11 protein-coding genes and 1 pseudogene are annotated in these 19,456 nt (G+C 71.8%); 9 read left to right on the plus strand and 3 right to left on the minus strand.

All coding sequences use genetic code 11. The features are described from left to right. Window positions 1–7 precede the first annotated feature (7 nt). Entirely contained in the window at window positions 8–532 is a 525-nt protein-coding gene (locus BT364_RS24895) for a YwqJ-related putative deaminase (RefSeq protein WP_072487458.1), read from the minus strand. A 315-nt stretch (window positions 533–847) separates the two neighbouring features. On the opposite strand from BT364_RS24895, the gene BT364_RS24900 reads away from it, so the two are divergent. The 5 genes from BT364_RS24900 to BT364_RS24920 all read left to right on the plus strand — a co-directional run bounded on the left by BT364_RS24900 (window position 848) and on the right by BT364_RS24920 (window position 8,578). Continuing rightward, a complete protein-coding gene (locus tag BT364_RS24900) occupies window positions 848–1,825 on the plus strand; it encodes an SMI1/KNR4 family protein (RefSeq protein ID WP_072487459.1) in 978 nt (325 codons plus the stop codon). A 5-nt stretch (window positions 1,826–1,830) separates the two neighbouring features. Beyond that, the gene (locus BT364_RS24905) at window positions 1,831–4,593 is read left to right on the plus strand and encodes an SUKH-4 family immunity protein (RefSeq protein WP_072487460.1); all 2,763 of its coding nucleotides are present in this window, start codon (window positions 1,831–1,833) and stop codon (window positions 4,591–4,593) included. Between the two features lie 189 nt (window positions 4,594–4,782). Further along, complete coding sequence (locus BT364_RS24910) at window positions 4,783–5,676, plus strand: coiled-coil domain-containing protein (RefSeq protein WP_177328217.1); 894 nt, start codon at window positions 4,783–4,785, stop codon at window positions 5,674–5,676. Between the two features lie 111 nt (window positions 5,677–5,787). Next, window positions 5,788–7,701: a protein kinase domain-containing protein gene (locus tag BT364_RS24915; RefSeq protein ID WP_256260203.1), complete on the plus strand. Its 1,914-nt coding sequence runs from the start codon at window positions 5,788–5,790 to the stop codon at window positions 7,699–7,701. 34 nt (window positions 7,702–7,735) lie between these two features. After that, window positions 7,736–8,578, plus strand: coding sequence for a MarR family transcriptional regulator (locus BT364_RS24920; protein WP_072487462.1), 843 nt, complete (start codon window positions 7,736–7,738; stop codon window positions 8,576–8,578). 261 nt (window positions 8,579–8,839) lie between these two features. On the opposite strand, the gene BT364_RS24925 is transcribed toward BT364_RS24920, so the two are convergent. Both BT364_RS24925 and BT364_RS24930 read right to left on the minus strand, forming a co-directional pair. Continuing rightward, window positions 8,840–10,456 carry a sodium/solute symporter gene (locus tag BT364_RS24925; protein WP_072487463.1) on the minus strand — a complete coding sequence of 539 codons (1,617 nt, stop codon included), beginning with the start codon at window positions 10,454–10,456 and terminating at the stop codon, window positions 8,840–8,842. Further along, entirely contained in the window at window positions 10,453–10,857 is a 405-nt protein-coding gene (locus tag BT364_RS24930; protein ID WP_072487464.1) for a DUF485 domain-containing protein, read from the minus strand. The genes BT364_RS24925 and BT364_RS24930 overlap by 4 nt, the downstream gene beginning before the upstream one ends. A gap of 534 nt (window positions 10,858–11,391) precedes the next feature. On the opposite strand from BT364_RS24930, the gene BT364_RS24935 reads away from it, so the two are divergent. The 4 genes and pseudogenes from BT364_RS24935 to BT364_RS24955 all read left to right on the plus strand — a co-directional run. Next, window positions 11,392–12,231, plus strand: a complete 840-nt coding sequence (locus BT364_RS24935) for an ABC transporter ATP-binding protein (protein ID WP_371268644.1) — start codon at window positions 11,392–11,394, stop codon at window positions 12,229–12,231. Next, window positions 12,228–14,813, plus strand: a complete 2,586-nt coding sequence (locus BT364_RS24940) for an ABC transporter permease (RefSeq protein ID WP_072487466.1) — start codon at window positions 12,228–12,230, stop codon at window positions 14,811–14,813. The genes BT364_RS24935 and BT364_RS24940 overlap by 4 nt, the downstream gene beginning before the upstream one ends. A gap of 272 nt (window positions 14,814–15,085) precedes the next feature. Further along, on the plus strand, window positions 15,086–18,619 hold the full coding sequence (mfd, locus tag BT364_RS24945) for a transcription-repair coupling factor (RefSeq protein WP_072487467.1): 3,534 nt from the start codon (window positions 15,086–15,088) through the stop codon (window positions 18,617–18,619). A gap of 130 nt (window positions 18,620–18,749) precedes the next feature. Beyond that, window positions 18,750–19,148 (plus strand): annotated as a pseudogene (locus BT364_RS24955) (UTRA domain-containing protein); the annotation flags it as partial. Window positions 19,149–19,456: the final 308 nt, after the last annotated feature.

The raw sequence follows: 19,456 nt of genomic DNA on the forward strand, positions 1-19,456 counted from the left end.
CGTGCGGTCAGCCCTTCTCGGCGGTGGTCGCCGCCCCGGTGGTCGTGAGGTCGACGGGACGTACGCCGAAGTGGGCGAGCATCGCCGTGCAGGAGCGGCACGGCGGCGCGTAGCTGCCGTGCATCGGGTCGCCGTCCTCACGGATGCGCCGCGCGGTGAGCCGCGAGTGCTTGAGGGCGCGCCGGGCCTCGCCGTTGGTCAGCGGCTTGCGCTGGGCGCGCTTGGAGCGGGTCGACTCCGCGGCGGTGAGCTGCCGGGAGAGCAGTATCGCCTCGGGGCAGCGGCCGGTGAAGCGCTCGCGCCGGCTGCTGGGGAGGGTGTCGAGGAAGTCCTGGACGAGCGGGTGCAGCACGGGGGGCTGGTCGCCCTTGCCCGCGGTGCAGGTCAGTGTCTCGCCGCGTACGGACAGCGCCGCCGCGACCGCGGGCAGGATGCCGTCGCGGCGGTGGTGCAGACGGGGTGTGCGGTCGGCGTCGGTGCTGCTCCAGCTGAGGCGCGGATCCCCGGATGTGACTGATTGTGCAGTGTGCATGGTGCTTTCCCTCCCGTGCCCGCAGCGGTAGCTGCGCGATGTGCACGCCCCCGAGTTGCGGTGACAGCCTGCCAAATGTCCCGGCTGGTGGGGAAGCTGGGGCGGTGAAACGTGTCTCCGTGTCGCCGGACCGCGGCGGCTGCATCGCTCGTCCGTCACGCGGGTGTGACGGTTCGTGACGGATGCGGAGGGGGAGACGTAGGACAGGTCACATGGGCGAGACCCGCCCTTGCGCCACCGCATAGGCTGTGCCCGGACCGTCCCCCTCGGGCAGGCCGGTCCCTCACCAGCCAGACGCAGCAGGGGGCAACCGCCATGACGACAGGTCGGCTCGGGCAGCAAGCCGCGCCACCGAACGCGGCCTATGCCGGGCAGCTCGTGCATTTCCCGGACCCGGTCCGGGCGTCCCGCCATCCCGGTGGTGTGCGTATGGACGAGAACGGCAGCCCGGACTTCGCGCCGTACGCGCGTGCCGCCGCCGAGATCGCCGAGCCGCCGCAGGGCTTCGGGGTCGACGAGCTGCGGCTCACCGACTACGTCTCGGCCAACGCGGCGCTGGCGGCGAGCGGCCACGAGCTGTGGGACACGATCCCGGCGGTCGCCACTCCGCACGGCTGGACGTGGCACCACGTGCCCGGCGGCCGGCGCATGGAGCTGATCCCGGTCGAGGTGAAGGCGCTGCTCAGGCACCACGGTGGCCTCGCCGCCACGGCGGTCGACCACGACAAGCGGGGCACCCGCCCGTTGCAGGAGACCCGGCCCGCGCACTTCCGGCTGCCGAAGGGCGCCGTGTCGGTGAGCGAGGCACAGGTGCTGAACGTCGAGGAGGACCTCGGCTACCGGCTGCCCGGCGCCTACCGCTCGTTCCTCAAGGCGGCGGGCGGTTCGGCGCCGGTCGGCGCGGCGCTCGACGCGGAGCTGGGGCTGCTGGTCGACCAGCCGTTCTTCACGGTGCGCGAGCAGGCCGCCGCGAACGACCTGGTGTACGTCAACAAGTGCCTGCGCGACCACCTCACCAAGGACTACCTGGGCGTCGGTTTCGTCCAGGGCGGCATCATCGCGGTGAAGGTGAAGGGCAACGGTGTCGGCTCGGTCTGGTTCTGCGCCTACGACGACGCCCGGGACCAGGACGGCTGGACCGTGCAGGAACGGGTGGACCGGCTGCTGCTGCCGTGCGGCGGTGACTTCGACGCCTTCCTGCAGCGTCTGGCGGGCAATCCGCCGGAGCTGGAGACCGTGGCGAACCTGATGGTGGACGGCGGCTTCGCGCGGGCCGTCCCGGTGGAGGGGTGAGCGCGATGGTGACCTTTGCGCAGGCGCAGGAGCGCGCGGACGAGTGGATCAACGGCGATGTGCCCGCGTACCAGCACCGTGAGGTGCGGGTGCGGGAGTTCGAGCTGGGCTTCGTGGTGTGGGGCGAGGACCGCGCCGAGGGCCCGGTCTCGGACGGCGGCAAGCAGCGGCTGGTGATCGCCCGGGACAGCGGTGAGGCCACCCTGTGGCCGGGGCTGCCGGTGGGCGAGGTGATCCGGCGGTACGAGGAGGAGTACGGCGCGCAGGCGACGGCCGCGGCCGCTCCGGAGCCGCCGCAGCGCATCGACCTCAATCAGACGTCGTTCCTGTTGAGCCCCCCGGAGTGGCTCCAGGAAGCGGCGGACAAGCTGGGCATCCCGGACCGCCGGGAGGACCGTGACCGGGACCAGGGCCAGGGCCGGTACGCCGCGTCGCCGGATTCGCCCGGCGGGCAGGTCGCGTACGAGCCCACGGCCAACGACGGTGTCCCGGTATCCCCGCCGAACGTGCCCGCCGGGTCCACCCCCTGGGCCGGTACGGACACGAACGCGGGTTCCGACGACGGGGCGGTGCCGCTGCCGGCCACGGTGTTCGCGCCGCCGCTCTCGGGTTCCGACGACGACGGCACCCCGCCGCCGGTCGTGCCGGCCGATGCGCCGACCGCCCTGATGTCGGGCGGCAGCCAGCTGCCCCGGACGGCGGTCGTGCCGGGTCTGGGTCCGCAGGGAGGCGCCCCCGGCGTTCCGGGCGTTCCTCCGGCTGCCCCCGGCGTTCCTCCGGCTGCCCCGGGCGTTCCTCCGGTTGCTCCGGCGCCGGGTGTTCCGGGCCAAGGCGCCCCGGGCCGAGGTGTCCCGGGCCAAGGCGCCCCGGGCCAAGGCGCCCCGGGCCAAGGCGCCCCGGGCCAAGGCGCCCCGGGCCAAGGCGCCCCGGGCCAAGGCGCCCCGGGCCGAGGTGTCCCGGGGCCGAGTGCCGGTGACATCGCCGATGCGGCCACCAGCAAGGCCGCCGTGCCGCCACGTGGTGCGCGCGGTGGCGGTCCGTCGACGCCTCCGCCGCCCGGTGCCCCCGGGACCCCGGGTGCCAGGCCGGGTCCGCCCGTGCCGCCGCCCTCGGGTCCGGGTGCGCCCGGTGCCCCGGCGGGCGGGTACCTGCCGACTCAGCTCGCCCCCCAGACGGGTCCGCCCGGTGCGCCGCTGCCGCCGCCCGGTCCGCCGGGTGCGCCTGGTGCTCCGGTGCCGCCTCCGCCGCCCGGTCCGACGCCGCCGCCCGGTGGTGGGGTGCATCACGCCGCGACGATGCTGGCCGATCCGAGCATGGGCGGCCCGGGCGGAGTCCGGCCTCCCGGCCCGCCTGGTGCTCCCGGCGCCCCCGGCGCCCCCGGTGCGCCGGGTGCGCCTGGTGCTCCGGTGCCGCCTCCGCCGCCCGGTCCGACGCCGCCGCCCGGTGGTGGGGTGCATCATGCCGCGACGATGCTGGCCGATCCGAGCATGGGCGGCCCGGGCGGGATCCGGCCTCCGGGCGCCCCTGGTGCTCCCGGTGCGCCTGGGGCTCCCGGTGCTCCGGTGCCGCCACCGCCGCCCGGTGGCGGGGTGCATCACGCCGCGACGATGCTGGCCGATCCGAGCATGGGCGGCCCCGGTGCGCCGCAGCCCCCCGGCCCGCCCGGCCCGCCCGGCCCGCCCGGTCCTCCCGGTCCGCCCGGAGTGCCGCAGGGTGGCGCCCCCGGCCCCGTACCGCCGAATCCGCACGCCCCGACGCCCCCGGCGTACGGCTATCCGCAGGCGCCGACCGGTCAGCCGACCGTCGGACCCGGCTACCAGGCCGTGCTGCGCTACCGCGCGCCCGACGGCAGCGAGCAGCAGCTGATCCGGCGCTCGGCGCCAGGCACCCCGCACCCCGAGTGGCAGATGCTGCACGAGCTGCGGGCGATGAACGTACCGCCGCAGCAGGTCATCGAGCTGCACACCGAGCTGGAGTCCTGCGAGCTGCCCGGTGGCTACTGCGCGCGGATGATCCGTGAGACCTGGCCGCAGGTGCGGATCACCAGCGTCGCCCCGTACGGCACCGACCATGCCAGCCGTCAGCAGGGCATGCAGCATCTGCTCACCCACCAGGGCGAGCTGCACCAGGTGGCGGACGGCCCGGCCCGTCCGGCGCCGGTGCGAGCCCCGCTGCCGCAGATGCCGCCCGCGATGGCGGTGCCGCCGGAGGCCATCGCGGACGAGCTGCTGCAGGCCTTCGGGCCGCAGGGCATCTGCCGCTTCGACCAGCGCGCCGTCTCCCGTCAGGGTGTGCCCGAGACCGTGGCGCGCACGCTGGTGTGGGCGGGGCTGCCCGCCGACTTCGGGCCGTTCTTCTGGGCGCAGCCCGGTCAGCCGGTGGTGCCGACGCTGGGCGAGCTCGCCGCGCAGCGCCAGGTGCAGGCGGCCCCGGACGCGGGGTCGTACCTCGTCATGGGGTCCGACTTCGGGCGGGCGATCTGTGTCCAGTACGGGACCGCGAACATCGTGGCCGTGCCGGTCGAGGCGGGGCCGGGCGGTCAGTCGGTGGCGCCGCAGTTCGTGAACACCGGGCTGCCGGAGTTCCAGCGTTCGATGGCGCTGCTCGGCCGGATGTGGCGGCTGCGCTTCGGGCTCAACCCGGAGCAGGCGGGCCGCTGGACGGTCGACTTCCAGGCCCAGCTGGTGGCACTGGACGCGGCGGCGCTGGCGTCGCCGGAGAGCTGGTGGTCCGTACTGCTCGAACAGATGTGGGACGGGCTGATCTGACCCGGCGGGTTCCACGGACGGCGCCCGGCTCCCGAGAGGGGGCCGGGCGCCGTGCCGTGTGTTGTCCGTGTTGTCTGTGATGCCTGTCGCTTCCGTCCGGAAAGCAGCTGATCGATTCCGACTTCTATGCCAATTGCCGCATCCTTGACCTATTGCTGATGGTCGGAGAGTCGGAAAGAGGCTTCAAGGATGAGTTCTGCACCGGTGTCCGCGCATGGCTTCGTCGGCGTACGGGGACGTGGCTACCGCCCGGAGCAGGTGGACCGCGCGGTGGCCGGGCTCTCGGCGGAGCGGGACGCGGCGCTGGACGAGGTGTCCCGGCTGACCGCGCTGGTGGAGGAGCTGTCGGCGGAGTCGGTCCGGCTGAGCGAGGTCGTCGCCACGCTCGCCCCGCAGAACTACGAGTCGCTGGGCGAGCGGGCCCAGCAGATCCTGGCGCTCGCCGAGGGCGAGGCGGAGTCCGTACGGGGCGCCGCCCAGGAGGAGGCGCAGGAGCTGCAGGAGGCGGCGGAGGAGTCGGGCCGCGGGATCCGGGCCTCGGCGCGGGCGGACTCCGAGGCCATGCGGGCAGCGGCCGTGGCCCACGCCGACGAGACGCTGTCCACGGCGAGGGGCACCGCCGAAGCGACCGTCGCCGAGGCCCGCGAGGAGGCCGCGGAGGTACGGGAGCGGGCGGAGTCCATGATGGCCGAGACGGTCCGCCGTACCGAGAGCGTCCTCGCCCACCAGGAGCAGGAGCACGCCGAGCGGTGGCAGACGGCCGAGCGCGAACTGGCCGATGCCGAGGCCGTGCAATCGGCGCACCACGACGAGCTGACCGAGCAGGCGGAGGCCCGCCTGGCCGAGGCGCGGCGGGCGCTGGCGGAGACCGAGGAGGCCGCGCGGCACGGCCAGGAGGACGCCGAGGCACGGGCCGCGGAGCTGATCGCGGAGGCCAGGGTCCGTGAGGAGCGGGTGGTCCGGGAGACGGAGCGGATCGTGCGGGAGCACGAGGAGGGCCGCGAGGAGGTGCAGGCGCACATGGCGCACGTACGGAATTCGCTCGCGGCGCTCACCGGGCGGGTGACACCGGCGGAGGACTGATTCGGCCGAGTCCTCTCCCAAGTCCCGTGTGTGGCCGAGGAATTGTCGTGCGCCCGTTCGAGGCTGGGCTAATCTGACGCCATGCGCGGGGGAGCTGAAAAAGAGTCACCTTTGCTGGGCAGTGGAGCCACGCCGACGGAGCCGGACGACCCCCGGCGGATCGGCGCCTTCAGACTGCTCGGCATTCTGGGCACCGGCGGGATGGGGCGGGTCTATCTCGGTGCGTCGGCGGGGCGGTACGCGGCGGTCAAGCAGGTGCTGCCGGTGCTGGCCGCGGACAAGGACTTCCTGTCCCACTTCGGGCACGAGCTCGACAATCTCGCCAAGCTGCCGTCCGGGGTCAGTGCCCGGCTGCTGGCCAGTGACCGCACGGCGCAGCCGCCGTGGTTCGCCACGGAGTACATCCCCGGCATCACCCTGAGCGACGCGCTGCGCCTGAACGAGGGCCCGCTGCCCGCGGACAGCCTGTGGCGGCTGTTGCGCGACGGGGCGAGCGGGCTGCGTGCGGTGCACGCGGCCGGGATGGTGCACCGGGACCTGAAGCCCTCCAACGTCATGCTGACGCTCGACGGTGTGACCCTGATCGACTTCGGAGTGGCCCGGGCGGCCGACCAGTCCAGGGTGACCAGGACCGGGATGGTCATCGGGACGCCCGCCTACATGGCTCCCGAGCAGGCCATGGCCGAGCGGGATCTGACCGGTGCGGCGGATGTGTTCGCACTGGCCGGTCTGCTGCTGTTCGCGGCGAACTGCCGCCCGCCGTTCGGCGACGGGTCGGGGCCGGGCCTGTTCTACCGCATCGTGCACACCGAACCCGACCTCGGGCGTCTGCCGGACCTCGATCCGGCCCTGACCGCCGTGGTCGAGTCCTGTCTCGCCAAGGACGCCGCGGACCGGCCGACGGCCGCCGAGCTCTTCGAGATCGCCGACGAACGGGTGCCCGCCGCGGTCACCGCGCCGTGGCCGCCGGTCGTCACGGACCGGATCACCGAGCGGGCGGCGTTCGCGGCGAACCCGCCGCCGCCCGAGGAACCCGAACCGGAGCCGGCGGCGGAGCCCGTCCCCGCCGTGCCCTCCCTGCCGGACGTCGGGACGACCGGCGCCGTCCCCGAGAAGCCGCGCAGGCGCCGCCCGCGGGTGCTGTTCGTCGCGATCCCCGTCGTGGTGGCCGCGGGCACGACGCTGACCCTGGCGCTCGGGCCGTACCAGATCGGCCGGTCCGGTGCGGACTCCGACACCGCGGCGCCGTCGTTCACCGCCGGGCCGTCCGGATCGGCGGCGGCCGGTGGTTCCTCGGGTCCCACGAAGTCGCCCTCCCACTCGCCCGGTTCCAAGCCCGGATCGGGCTCCGCCTCGCCGGACGGCTCCGCCGACAAGTCCAAGGGCGGGAAGGACGGGAAGGACGGGAAGGGCGGGGCCGACGGAGCCGGGAGCTCCGGTTCCGGCGGTTCCGACGGTGCCGGTGGTGCGGGCGGTGGCGGTGGTGGCGGTGGTTCCGACCCCTCGGGCGGCGGCTCAGGTTCGGGTTCCGGCTCGGGTTCCGGATCCGGCGGTTCCCAGTCCTCGGGCGGCTCCTCCGGTTCGAGCTCCGGCTCGGGCGGAGGACAGGTCCCGGCGCCCTCGGGGCAGTACTACCTCAAGAACGCGTCCAACAAGCGGTGCCTGGGCGAGTCCGCCTCCCCCTTCGGCGGCTCCATGCTCATGAACTCGGTGTGCGGCGAGCCGGCGCACAACGGGGCCACGCTCTACTACAAGTGGACGTACAAACCCATCTCCGACGGCAGGTTCAAGCTCGTCGGCCAGGGCACCGGCAACTGCCTCAGGCTGAACGGCCCCGCAGGGCTGTCGGCCGAGACCTGTAACTCCTCCGAGTCCCAGGTCTGGCGGATCGGGACCAAGACATCGAGCGGTCACACCCTGGTGAACGTCGCCGAGGGCGTCTGCCTCCAGATGTTCAGCAGCATCGGCTTCCAGTCGGTGGCGTGCAACCCCTCGGAGCCGGCGCAGCTGTGGCGCAACTCCTGACCGGCGCGCAGGGGTTGGGCCGCTGCGCGCCCCGGTGAGGGTCGCCGACCAGCGCCAGGACCTGATCGCCGGTTACGTCGACGCGCTGCCCGACGGTGCGGCGATGGACATCAAGTCGCTGGCCCGGAGCCAGCCGCTGTACGGACAGATGGCCGTCGGCAGCGCCTTACGGGCGCTGGGTGTGGCCGGTCATCTGCGGCATGTCCGGTGCCTGAGCGGCGAGAACGGCGGCCAGGTCCGTTGGGTCACCCGCACCTTCTGGTCCCGCACCGCCCGCGACAACGAGTGGTGGAACGCCTTCCTGACTGCCGAGGAGCGCCGCCCCGCACCACAGGAGGCCGCAGAGGCTACAGAAGCCGCAGCGACCTCCGCGCCCGAAGCACCCGTATCCCTGCCCGTACCGGCGCAGCCGCTCGTAACGACAGTGCCGCAGCAACGCACCGCAGAGCCGGAGCCGGTGCCGGAGCCGGTGTCGGTGTCGGTGTCGGTGTCGCAGGCGACCGAGGGGCGTCCCTCTCCCGCCTTCCGGGCCCTGGCCCGGCTCGGCCGCACCGACTCCCGCCTGGCCCTCTCGGCGGCGGACTGCGCGGCACTGGAACAGATGGCCGCCGAGTGGTTCGCGCGTGGCGTGGACGCCGACTACCTGACGCACGCGCTGACCGCCGGGCTCCCCACGTCCGTCGACTCGCCCTTCGGTTTCGTCCGCCGCCGCCTCCGCGACAAGCTCCCGCCCCGCCTGCCCGCCGCAGCCCCGGTCGCGCCGGGAACTCCCGTACGCCGTCTGATGGTCGAGTGCACCGAATGCGGCGCCCCGGGCAGGCCCGAAGCGTTCCGCGACGGCCTCTGCCGCCCCTGCCGCGAACCCGACCCGGCCTGACCCGCTGCGGCGGCGGCGCCCCCTGCCGAGCGGCGGAACGTGTCGAACACCCACCAAAGTGTCACGTCCTCCTCCACCGCTTTCGCCACGTTCGTGGCAGGCGTCAAGGACGGAGGGTTCGGCGCGGCCTGACCGCACCCCGTTGCGGCGACGACAGCCCCGCACAACGACGACAGCCCCGCGCATCCCAGATCCGGAGTGTGCGGGGCTGTCGTCGTGCTGCCTGCCGACAGGGCGCCGTGGAGCGTGCGAGGGCCGGGCTCAACGGCGTGTCAGTGGGGCGCCCGCCAGGATCCGGGGCTCTTCGCTCTGGTAGAGACGGCGTGCCGCGGGGGCGGTGTGGCGGGGGAGGACCGTGCCCAGCCAGCCCGCCAGGAATCCGGCCGGGATGGAGACGAGCCCGGTGGTGGTGAACGGGAACCAGTTGAAGTCGTGGTCGGGGAAGACCGAGGAGGGGGAGCCGGAGACCAGGTTGGTGCCGGTGATCAGCACCAGGGTGGTGAGGGTGCCGACGATGAGGGTGCAGAGCAGTCCGGTGCGGGTGAAGCGCCGCCAGAACATGCTGTAGAGGAGCGCCGGGGCGAGCGCGGACGCGCCGACGCAGAACGAGAGCGTCGCCAGCGCCTGCACGTTCCAGTGCCTGGCCACGACGGCGAGAACGGTGGCGAGCAGTCCGACGACGATTGCCGAGATCTGTGCCGTACGCATCTCGGACAGGCCGGCCAGCGGCTTGCGGTCGGGGTCGCGCACCCCGTGCAGGCCGTGCGCGAAGAGGTCGTGGGCGAGGGAGTTGGCGCAGGACAGGATCATCCCGGCGACCGAGGCGAGCAGGGTGAGGAAGATCGCCGTCGTCATCGTGGTGATGATCAGGGCCCCCATCTGCGTACCGTTCGCGACCTCTCCGCTGATCTGGAGGATCGCGCTGTTCCCGGACGCCCCGGCACCGGTGATGACGTCGTGGCCGACGAGGGCCCCCGCGCCGAAGCCGATCACGACGAGCAGCAGGCAGATCGCGGCGACCACCCCGACCGCCCAGGACATCGAGCGCCGGACGGTCTGTGTGGAGCGGGCACTCGACATCCGCGTGGCGACATGAGGCAGGCAGGCGGCGCCGAGCACCACGGTCAGTTCGGAGCTGACCATGTCCAGTCCGCTGCCGTCGAACTGGAGCCCCGAGCGCAGGTACGCGGCCCCCGCGCCGCTGCTCTGCCGGGCGGCCGAGAGCAGCGAGTCGGTGTTCCAGTCGAACCGGTTCATGATCAGTACGGCGATGGTGAAGGCGGCCACGAAGAGGACCACGGTCTTCACGATCTGGATCAGCGAGGTGCCCTTCATCCCGCCGATGGCCGCGTAGCCGATCATCAGGATGCCGAGCCCGATGATGGCGCCGGTGCGGAAACCCGAGGTGTCGAAGCCGAGGATGAAGGCGAGCAGATCGCCGCTGCTGGCGAGCTGGACGACCATCATCGGGACGAGCGCGGCGAGGGTGGCCGCGCAGGCGGTGATGCGGACCGCGCGGCCGGGGGCGCGGCGCACCAGAAGGTCGCCCATGGTGAACCCGCCCGCGTTGCGCAGCGGTTCGGCGAGCAGGAACATCAGCAGGACGAGCGAGAGGGTGATGCTCAGCGCGAGGATCATCCCGTCGTAGCCGGTGAGGGCGATGATGCCGGTGGTGCCGAGCACCGTGGCCGCGGAGAGGTAGTCGCCCGCGAGGGCGAGGCCGTTCTGCAGGGGCGAGAGCGAGCGGGAGCCGATGTAGAACTCCTCGAGGTCGTCGCGGTCCGGGCCGGTCATCACGCAGAGCAGCAGCGCCACGGTGCCCACGGCGAGGAAGGCCACCAGGGACATCGACTGGGCGGAGTTGTTGAATCCGTTCACCGGGCCGCTCCCGCTCTTCGGATCCGGGCGGCGAGCGGGTCGACCGTGCGCCGCGCGGTCCGCTCGTACACGGCGATCGCGACCAGGGTCACGGGGAGCTGGCAGAGCCCCAGCACCAGGCCGACGTTGAGACCGCCGAACAGCTGGGTGTCCAGCAGTTCCTTGGCGAATCCGGAGAGCAGCAGGAAGACCACGAAGTAGCCGAGCGCGGTCAGGGCCGCGATGCGCCGCAGCAGCCGGTACGCGGTGCGCAGCCGGCGCAGATCGCTGTGGCGGCCGGGCGCGGGCGCGGGGACGCCGGCCGGGTCCGGCGGCGGGTCGGGCGGTGTCCGTTCCGAACTCTGCCAGGGGAGCAGATAGTCGGGGTGGTGGGGGGACGGGGGCGGGTTTCCGTGCGACATCGGTGTGCTGCTCCTTGCGTGGCTCGGGTCCTGGTCTGGACGGCAAGGCAGGAGTGCGGGTGCGGTCGGAAGCGCGAACATTACTCGTGGGTAAGGCAGTTGGGGAGAGGGTTGCTTGAATTACCCACGGTAATGGCTCAGTTGTGTGAGGCCCGTGAATGGGAAGTGACCGGCGGGCGTGGAGCGGTCTCCGGGAGATGACCGTGCGGCGACGGCCACTGCACCCTTGGGTCCAGCCCCTGATACCGGCCTCCACCCAGGGGCCGAGACCCTTAGGGGGAGCTCCTTACTTCTGGCCAGGGGTGCTTCCTCCCGGCGGAGGACGTGGCGGCGGGGGCCCGTTCCTTACCGTATTCCTACACCGCGAAAAGCGGCTGAATCCCACCGGGGACGCGGTCGGACGCAGGGGCGGGGGTGGGGGAAACCCCACCAGGAAACTGCGCCGGGCACCAGTGCACAGGACCCGCTCCCGACACCAGACTTCCGTACGTACGCCGACACATTCCAAGAACTGACCGACATAGGAGATAAACCGTGACAACGGCTGTGACCATTCCCGGGCACGGGGGCGAAGGGGAAGGCGCGGCGCGTAGCGCCTCGATGCGGGGCGGTGGTCGGGCGGCGGGCGGGCGTACGGCCGTGGCTGCGCGAGCGCGGCAGATCGTCAAGGCGTACGGGGCCGGGGAGACCCGGGTCGTCGCGCTCGACCATGTCGATGTGGACATCGCCCGCGGGCAGTTCACGGCGATCATGGGCCCGTCCGGCTCCGGCAAGTCGACCCTGATGCACTGCCTGGCCGGCCTGGACACCGTGAGCTCGGGGCAGATCTTCCTCGACGAGACCGAGATCACCGGGCTCAAGGACAAGAAGCTCACCCAGTTCCGCCGGGACCGGATCGGCTTCATCTTCCAGGCCTTCAACCTGCTCCCCACGCTCAACGCGCTGGAGAACATCACGCTGCCGATGGACATCGCGGGCCGCAGGCCCGACGCCGCCTGGCTGCGGCAGGTCGTGGAGACCGTCGGTCTCGCCGAGCGGCTGAAGCACCGGCCCACCGAGCTCTCCGGCGGCCAGCAGCAGCGCGTCGCGGTGGCCCGGGCGCTCGCCGCCCGGCCGGAGATCATCTTCGGCGACGAGCCCACCGGGAACCTGGACTCGCGGGCCGGCGCCGAGGTGCTGAGCTTCCTGCGCAGGTCGGTCGACGAGCTGGGCCAGACCATCGTCATGGTCACCCACGACCCGGTCGCCGCCTCCTACGCCGACCGGGTGCTGTACCTCGCCGACGGGCGCATCGTCGACGAGATGCACAATCCCACGGCCGACCAGGTCCTCGACCGGATGAAGGACTTCGACTCGCGCGGGCGGACGTCATGACCGTCTGGAAGACATCGAGGCGGAACTTCTTCGCCCACAAGGGACGCATGGCGCTCTCCGCCGTCGCGGTCCTGCTGTCGGTGGCGTTCGTGTGCGGCACGCTCGTCTTCACCGACACCATGAACACCACGTTCGACAAGCTCTTCGCCGCGACCGCGGCCGATGTCACGGTCGTCCCGAAGGCGCCCGAGAAGGACGACCGGCTCCCGGGCAACGGCAAGCCCGTCACGGTCCCCGCGTCCGCCGTCGGGCGGGCCGCGGAGGCCACCGGCGCGAAGGCGGCCGAGGGCGTCGTCTCCAGCGCGTCCGTCACCGTCGTCGACCGCCACGACAAGAACATGGGCTCGACCTCGGGCGGCCCGACGATAGCGGGCAACTGGACCAGGAACGCGCTGCGTTCGATGGAGCTCTCCTCCGGTCACGCGCCGCGCGGCCCGACCGAGGTGATGGTCGACGCCGACACCGCCGACAAGCACCACCTGAAGCTCGGCGACGAACTGCGCACCATCACCGCCAATGGCGACATCGAGGCGCGGATCAGCGGCATCGCCACCTTCAAGGTCACCAACCCCGGTGCCGCGGTCGTCTACTTCGACACCGCCACCGCGCAGACCAAGCTGCTCGGCGGGCCCGATGTCTTCAGCGCGGTCTCCGTCACCGCCGAAGCGGGCGTGTCCGACGAGCAGTTGAAGAAGAACGTCGCCACGGCACTGGGCGACACCTCCGCGTACGAGCTCCGGACGCAGGAGGAGTCGGCGGCGTCCAGCAAGGACTCGATGGGTTCCTTCCTCGATGTCATGAAGTACGCGATGCTCGGCTTCGCCGGGATCGCCCTCCTCGTCGGCATCTTCCTGATCGTCAACACCTTCTCGATGCTGGTCGCCCAGCGCACCCGTGAGATCGGCCTGATGCGGGCCATCGGCTCCAGCCGCAAGCAGGTCAACCGGTCCGTACTGATCGAGGCGCTGTTCCTCGGCGTCGTCGGCTCGCTCCTCGGCGTGGGCGCGGGCGTCGGTCTCGCCGTCGGCCTGATGAAGCTCATGGGCGCCATGGGCATGGAGCTCTCCACCGAGGACCTCACCGTCGCCTGGACGACCCCCGTGGTCGGTCTCGTGCTCGGCATCGTCGTCACCGTCGTCGCCGCGTACCTTCCGGCCCGCCGGGCCGGGAAGGTCTCCCCGATGGCCGCCCTGCGCGATGCCGGAACCCCGGCGGACGGCCGCGCGGGCCGGGTCCGAGCCGCGATCGGCCTGGTCCTCACGCTCGCCGGCGGCGCCGCGCTGCTCGCCGCGACCAGGGCCGACAAGGCGAGCGAGGGCTCGCCCCTTCTCGGCGCGGGCGTACTTTTCACCCTGATCGGCTTCATCGCGATCGGCCCGCTGCTGGCGAGCTTCGTGGTCCGGGTGCTGAGCGCGGTGATGCTGCGGATGTTCGGCCCCGTGGGACGGCTCGCCGAACGCAACGCGCTGCGCAACCCGCGCCGCACCGGAGCCACCGGCGCGGCCCTGATGGTCGGTCTCGCCCTGGTCGCCTGCCTCTCGGTCGTCGGCTCCTCCATGGTCGCCTCGGCCACCGAGGAACTCGACAAGTCCGTCGGCGCGGACTTCATCGTCCAGCCGGCCGGTGGCGACGGCGCGCTCATCGTCGACCAGGCCGCGAAGGCCCTGAAGACCGTGCCGGACATCGAGCACCTCACCGAGTACAAGGTCGTGGGCGCCCGGCTGACCGCCCCCGACGGCACCACCGAGAACGAGGGCCTGGTCGCCGCCGACCCCACGTACAAGGACGACGTCCGCCGCGAGACGGTCTCCGGCGAGCTGGCCGCCGCGTACGGCAAGGACGCCATGTCGGTCGGCGAGACGTACGCCACCAAGCACCGCGTCAAGGTCGGCGACCGGATGACCGTCGCCTTCGAGGGCGGCGAGACCGCGAAGCTGAAGGTCGCCGCGATCACCTCGGACGACGTGAACATCGACAAGGGCGCGATGTACGTCAACATCACGACCGCCGCGCGGTACGTTCCCGCCGACACCCTGCCGCAGAACATGATCATGTTCGCGAAGGCCACGGACGGCAAGGAGAAGGAGGCGTACGCCGCCCTCAAGAGCGCCCTGGCCAAGTACCCGCAGTACGAGGTCAAGAACCAGGCCGACTTCAAGGAGCAGCTCCAGGACCAGATCGGCCGGCTCCTGAACATCGTCTACGGCCTGCTGGCACTCGCGATCATCGTCGCCGTCCTCGGCGTGGTGAACACCCTGGCCCTGTCGGTGGTCGAGCGGACCCGCGAGATCGGCCTGATGCGCGCCATCGGCCTCTCCCGCCGCCAGCTGCGCCGGATGATCCGCCTGGAGTCGGTGGTCATCGCGGTCTTCGGAGCCCTGCTCGGCCTCGGCCTGGGCATGGGCTGGGGCACCGCGGCCCAGAAGCTGCTGGCCCTGGAGGGCCTCGGCGTCCTGGAGATCCCGTGGCCGACGATCCTCACGGTCTTCGTCGCCTCGGCCTTCGTGGGCCTGTTCGCCGCACTGGTCCCGGCGTTCCGGGCGGGCAGGATGAACGTCCTGAACGCGATCGCCACGGATTAGCGCGGGCGACGGCCGACGTAGGATGACCTGATCCGGCCCCGGGGTGTTCCTCCAAACACCCCGGGGCCGGATTCGCGCGTCCGGGACGCGCTCCGGGACACCCCGCCGGGCCGGATTGCGGGCGCGGCTGTCACACCGGAGTCGTACGCTGGGAACCCCCGACCCGTGCGACGTGTCGGGCGCTTCGCGTTGCCCTGCGCGTTGCTCTTCGTGTTGCCCTGGCAGCAGCCGGCTGCCGGACCTCGCCCTCGTTACCCGGACGGAAGCGCTTCATGAGCCTGCACGGTCTGCTGGATGTCGTCGTACGTGACCCGGCACTCTCCGAGGCGGTGAAGGCCGCCGGGGACGGCCACCGGATGCACGTCGACCTCGTCGGCCCGCCCGCCGCCCGCCCCTTCGCCGTCGCCTCGCTGGCCCGCGAGACCGGGCGTACCGTGCTCGCCGTCACCGCGACCGGCCGGGAGGCCGAGGACCTGGCGGCCGCGCTGCGCACCCTGCTGCCGCCGGACACGATCGCCGAGTTCCCGTCCTGGGAGACCCTGCCGCACGAGCGGCTCTCGCCCCGCTCGGACACCGTGGGCCGCCGCCTCGCCGTGCTGCGGCGCCTGGCGCACCCGAGGGCGGACGACCCGGAGACCGGCCCGGTCTCCGTCGTCGTCGCACCGATCCGCTCCGTGCTCCAGCCACAGGTCAAGGGGCTCGGCGACCTGGAACCCGTAGCGCTGCGCATCGGACAGAGCGCCGATCTCGGCAAGACCGTCGACGCGCTCGCGGCGGCCGCGTACGCCCGGGTGGAACTGGTCGAGAAGCGTGGCGAGTTCGCCGTGCGCGGCGGCATCCTGGACGTCTTCCCGCCCACTGAGGAGCACCCCCTTCGGGTGGAATTCTGGGGCGACGACGTCGAGGAGATCCGCTACTTCAAGATCGCCGACCAGCGGTCGCTGGAGATCGCCGAGCACGGGCTGTGGGCGCCGCCCTGCCGCGAGCTGCTGCTCACCGACGAGGTACGGGAGCGGGCCGCCGCCCTCGCCGAACAGCACCCGGAGCTGGGCGAGCTGCTCGGCAAGATCGCCGAGGGGATCGCGGTGGAGGGCATGGAGTCCCTCGCCCCGGTCCTCGTCGACGACATGGAGCTGTTGCTCGACGTGCTGCCGAAGGGCTCGATGGCGCTGGTCTGCGACCCGGAGCGGGTCCGCACCAGGGCCGCCGACCTGGTCGCCACCAGCCAGGAGTTCCTCCAGGCCTCCTGGGCGGCCACCGCGGGCGGGGGAGAGGCCCCGATCGATGTCGGCGCGGCCTCGCTGTGGGGCATCGCGGACGTCCGGGACCGGGCCCGTGAGCTGGAGATGATGTGGTGGTCGGTCTCCCCGTTCGCCGCCGACGACGCCGACCAGGACGAGGACACGCTCAAGCTCGGCATGCACGCCCCGGAGGCGTACCGCGGCGACACCGCCCGCGCGTTCGCCGACACCAAGGGCCGGCTCGCCGACGGCTGGCGCACGGTGTACGTCACCGAGGGCCAGGGCCTGGCCTCCCGCACCGTCGAGGTGCTGAGCGGCGAGGGCATCGCCGCCCGCCTCGACCCGGACCTGGCGGAGATCTCCCCGTCCGTCGTCCACGTCTCCTGCGGAGCCATCGACCACGGCTTCGTCGACCCGGCGCTGAAGCTCGCCGTGCTCACCGAGACGGACCTCACCGGCCAGCGCACCGCCACCAAGGACCTGGGCCGGATGCCGGCCCGCCGCCGCAAGACGATCGACCCGCTGACGCTGGAGACCGGCGACTACATCGTCCACGAACAGCACGGCGTGGGCCGCTACATCGAGATGGTGCAGCGCACCGTGCAGGGCGCCACCCGCGAGTACCTCCTCGTCGAGTACGCCCCCGCCAAGCGCGGCCAGCCCGGCGACCGCCTCTACATCCCGACCGACCAGCTGGAACAGGTCACCAAGTACGTCGGCGGCGAGGCACCCACCCTGCACCGGCTCGGCGGCGCCGACTGGACGAAGACCAAGGCGCGCGCCAAGAAGGCCGTCAAGGAGATCGCCGCCGACCTGATCAAGCTCTACTCGGCCCGGATGGCGGCCCCCGGCCACACCTTCGGCCCCGACACCCCCTGGCAGCGCGAGCTGGAGGACGCCTTCCCGTACGCGGAGACGCCCGACCAGCTCTCCACCATCGCCGAGGTCAAGGAGGACATGGAGAAGTCCGTCCCGATGGACCGGCTGATCTGCGGCGACGTCGGCTACGGCAAGACGGAGATCGCGGTACGGGCGGCGTTCAAGGCCGTCCAGGACGGCAAGCAGGTCGCCGTGCTCGTCCCCACCACCCTCCTGGTCCAGCAGCACCACGGCACGTTCACCGAGCGCTACTCCCAATTCCCGGTCAACGTAAGGGCGCTGAGCCGTTTCCAGTCCGAGGCCGAGTCCAAATCAACTCTCGAAGGGCTCCGCGAGGGCTCCGTCGACCTGGTCATCGGCACCCATCGCCTCTTCTCCTCCGAGACGAGGTTCAAGGACCTGGGCCTGGTCATCGTCGACGAGGAGCAGCGCTTCGGCGTCGAGCACAAGGAGCAGCTGAAGAAGCTCCGCGCCAACGTGGACGTCCTCACCATGTCCGCGACGCCGATCCCCCGTACGCTCGAAATGGCCGTGACCGGCATCCGCGAGATGTCGACGATCACCACGCCGCCCGAGGAGCGCCACCCGGTCCTCACCTTCGTCGGCCCGTACGAGGAGAAGCAGATCGGCGCTGCCATCCGCCGCGAACTGCTCCGCGAGGGCCAGGCGTTCTACATCCACAACCGGGTCGAGTCGATCGACCGTGCGGCCGCCCGCCTTCGCGAGATCGTCCCGGAAGCCCGTATCGCGACGGCCCACGGCCAGATGTCCGAACAGGCCCTGGAACAGGTGGTGGTGGACTTCTGGGAGAAGAAGTTCGATGTCCTGGTCTCCACGACGATCGTCGAGTCCGGCATCGACATCTCCAACGCCAACACTCTGATCGTGGAGCGCGGCGACAACTTCGGCCTCTCCCAGCTCCACCAGCTGCGCGGCCGCGTCGGCCGTGGCCGCGAGCGCGGCTACGCGTACTTCCTCTACCCCCCGGAGAAGCCGCTCACCGAGACGGCCCACGAGCGCCTGGCCACGATCGCCCAGCACACCGAGATGGGTGCGGGCATGTACGTGGCGATGAAGGACCTGGAGATCCGCGGCGCCGGAAACCTTCTGGGCGGCGAGCAGTCCGGCCATATCGCGGGCGTCGGCTTCGACCTGTACGTACGCATGGTGGGCGAGGCGGTCGCCGACTACCGGGCCTCCCTCGAAGGCGGCGTGGAGGAGGAGCCGCCGCTGGAGGTCAAGATCGAGCTCCCGGTCGACGCCCACGTCCCCCACGACTACGCCCCCGGCGAGCGGCTGCGCCTCCAGGCGTACCGCGCCATTGCCTCCGCCAGTACGGAGGACGACATCAGGGCCGTCCGCGAGGAACTCACCGACCGCTACGGCAAGCTCCCCGAACCGGTCGAGAACCTCCTCCTGGTCGCCGGCCTGCGCATGCTGGCCCGCGCCTGCGGCGTCGGCGAGATCGTCCTCCAGGGCCCGAACATCCGGTTCGCCCCGGTGGAACTGCGCGAATCGCAGGAGCTGAGGCTGAAGCGCCTCTACCCGAAGACGGTCATCAAGCCGGCCGTCCACCAGATCCTGGTCCCCCGCCCCACCACCGCCAGGGTCGGCGGCAAGCCGGTCGTGGGACGTGAACTACTGGCTTGGACGGGGGAGTTCCTCACTACGATCCTGGGGTCGTGAGGAGCAAGGGTGCGGTTTTGAACACCAGCCAGACGGTCTTGCCGACGACGTGATCATCGACCCCGAAGTCGTCGGCGAGTTCGTTCACGAGGTGTAATCCACGCCCGGAGCAGGCATCGTCGTCGGGACGCCTGCGGATGTCGCCGAAGCGCTCCGGCTCCCGAAGTCCGGCAGCGCAGTCCTGCGGCGTCAACTTCTCACGATGGACGACGAGCCGGTCGAACTGGTCGCGTTCTACTGCCCGCTGGACATCGCTCATGGCACAGCGATGACCGAGCGCCGAAAGATCCCTGGCGGTACCCCGACCCTGCTCGCCGAGCTGGGCTACCCCCCGCGACTCAGCGTGGACCGGGTCTCCGCCCGCGTCCCCACCCAGGACCAGTACCAGGCGCTCCGATTGCCCGGCGGGCTGCCGGTACTCCGTACCCTGCGCGTCGTCTACAGCGACGACGAGCGGCCCATCGAGGCGACCGTCATGGTCAAGGCGGGGCATCTGTACGAGTTGCAGTACGAGTTCGTTGCCGAGTGAGCACCGCGGGACTCGTCCTCGGCGGCCCATATGTCCGCGTTGGGTTCCGCGTCCCGCGTACACCACCCGATGTCGTACTCGGAGAGCTCGAGGGCTGGTGGTGTCCTCGCTCCGGCGGATTGATCAAGGTGATGGGATGTCAATCAGGGGAGGATCGCTCAGATTCCGCTGTGCAGGCGTACAGGGCGATTGGCGGGCTGTCGAAACACGGCTTAACCTCGCCGTTTCGGTTGAGATGAGGCCGGAAGCGGGGAGGAAATACGAAAGTGCCTTCTGAGCTGGGACGATGAACCTTGTCGAGGGGTTCT

The sequence above is a fragment of the Streptomyces atratus genome (assembly GCF_900119365.1).
GTDB lineage: Bacteria > Actinomycetota > Actinomycetes > Streptomycetales > Streptomycetaceae > Streptomyces > Streptomyces atratus_B.

What these genes read in the sequence shown, in the direction of transcription:
- BT364_RS24905 (WP_072487460.1), top strand. Translation starts at nt 1,831, where the DNA reads ATGGTGACCTTTGCGCAGGCGCAGGAGCGCGCGGACGAGTGGATCAAC.
- BT364_RS24900 (WP_072487459.1), top strand. Translation starts at nt 848, where the DNA reads ATGACGACAGGTCGGCTCGGGCAGCAAGCCGCGCCACCGAACGCGGCC.
- BT364_RS24940 (WP_072487466.1), top strand. Translation starts at nt 12,228, where the DNA reads ATGACCGTCTGGAAGACATCGAGGCGGAACTTCTTCGCCCACAAGGGA.
- BT364_RS24895 (WP_072487458.1), bottom strand. Translation starts at nt 532, where the DNA reads ATGCACACTGCACAATCAGTCACATCCGGGGATCCGCGCCTCAGCTGG.
- BT364_RS24910 (WP_177328217.1), top strand. Translation starts at nt 4,783, where the DNA reads ATGAGTTCTGCACCGGTGTCCGCGCATGGCTTCGTCGGCGTACGGGGA.
- BT364_RS24930 (WP_072487464.1), bottom strand. Translation starts at nt 10,857, where the DNA reads ATGTCGCACGGAAACCCGCCCCCGTCCCCCCACCACCCCGACTATCTG.
- mfd (WP_072487467.1), top strand. Translation starts at nt 15,086, where the DNA reads ATGAGCCTGCACGGTCTGCTGGATGTCGTCGTACGTGACCCGGCACTC.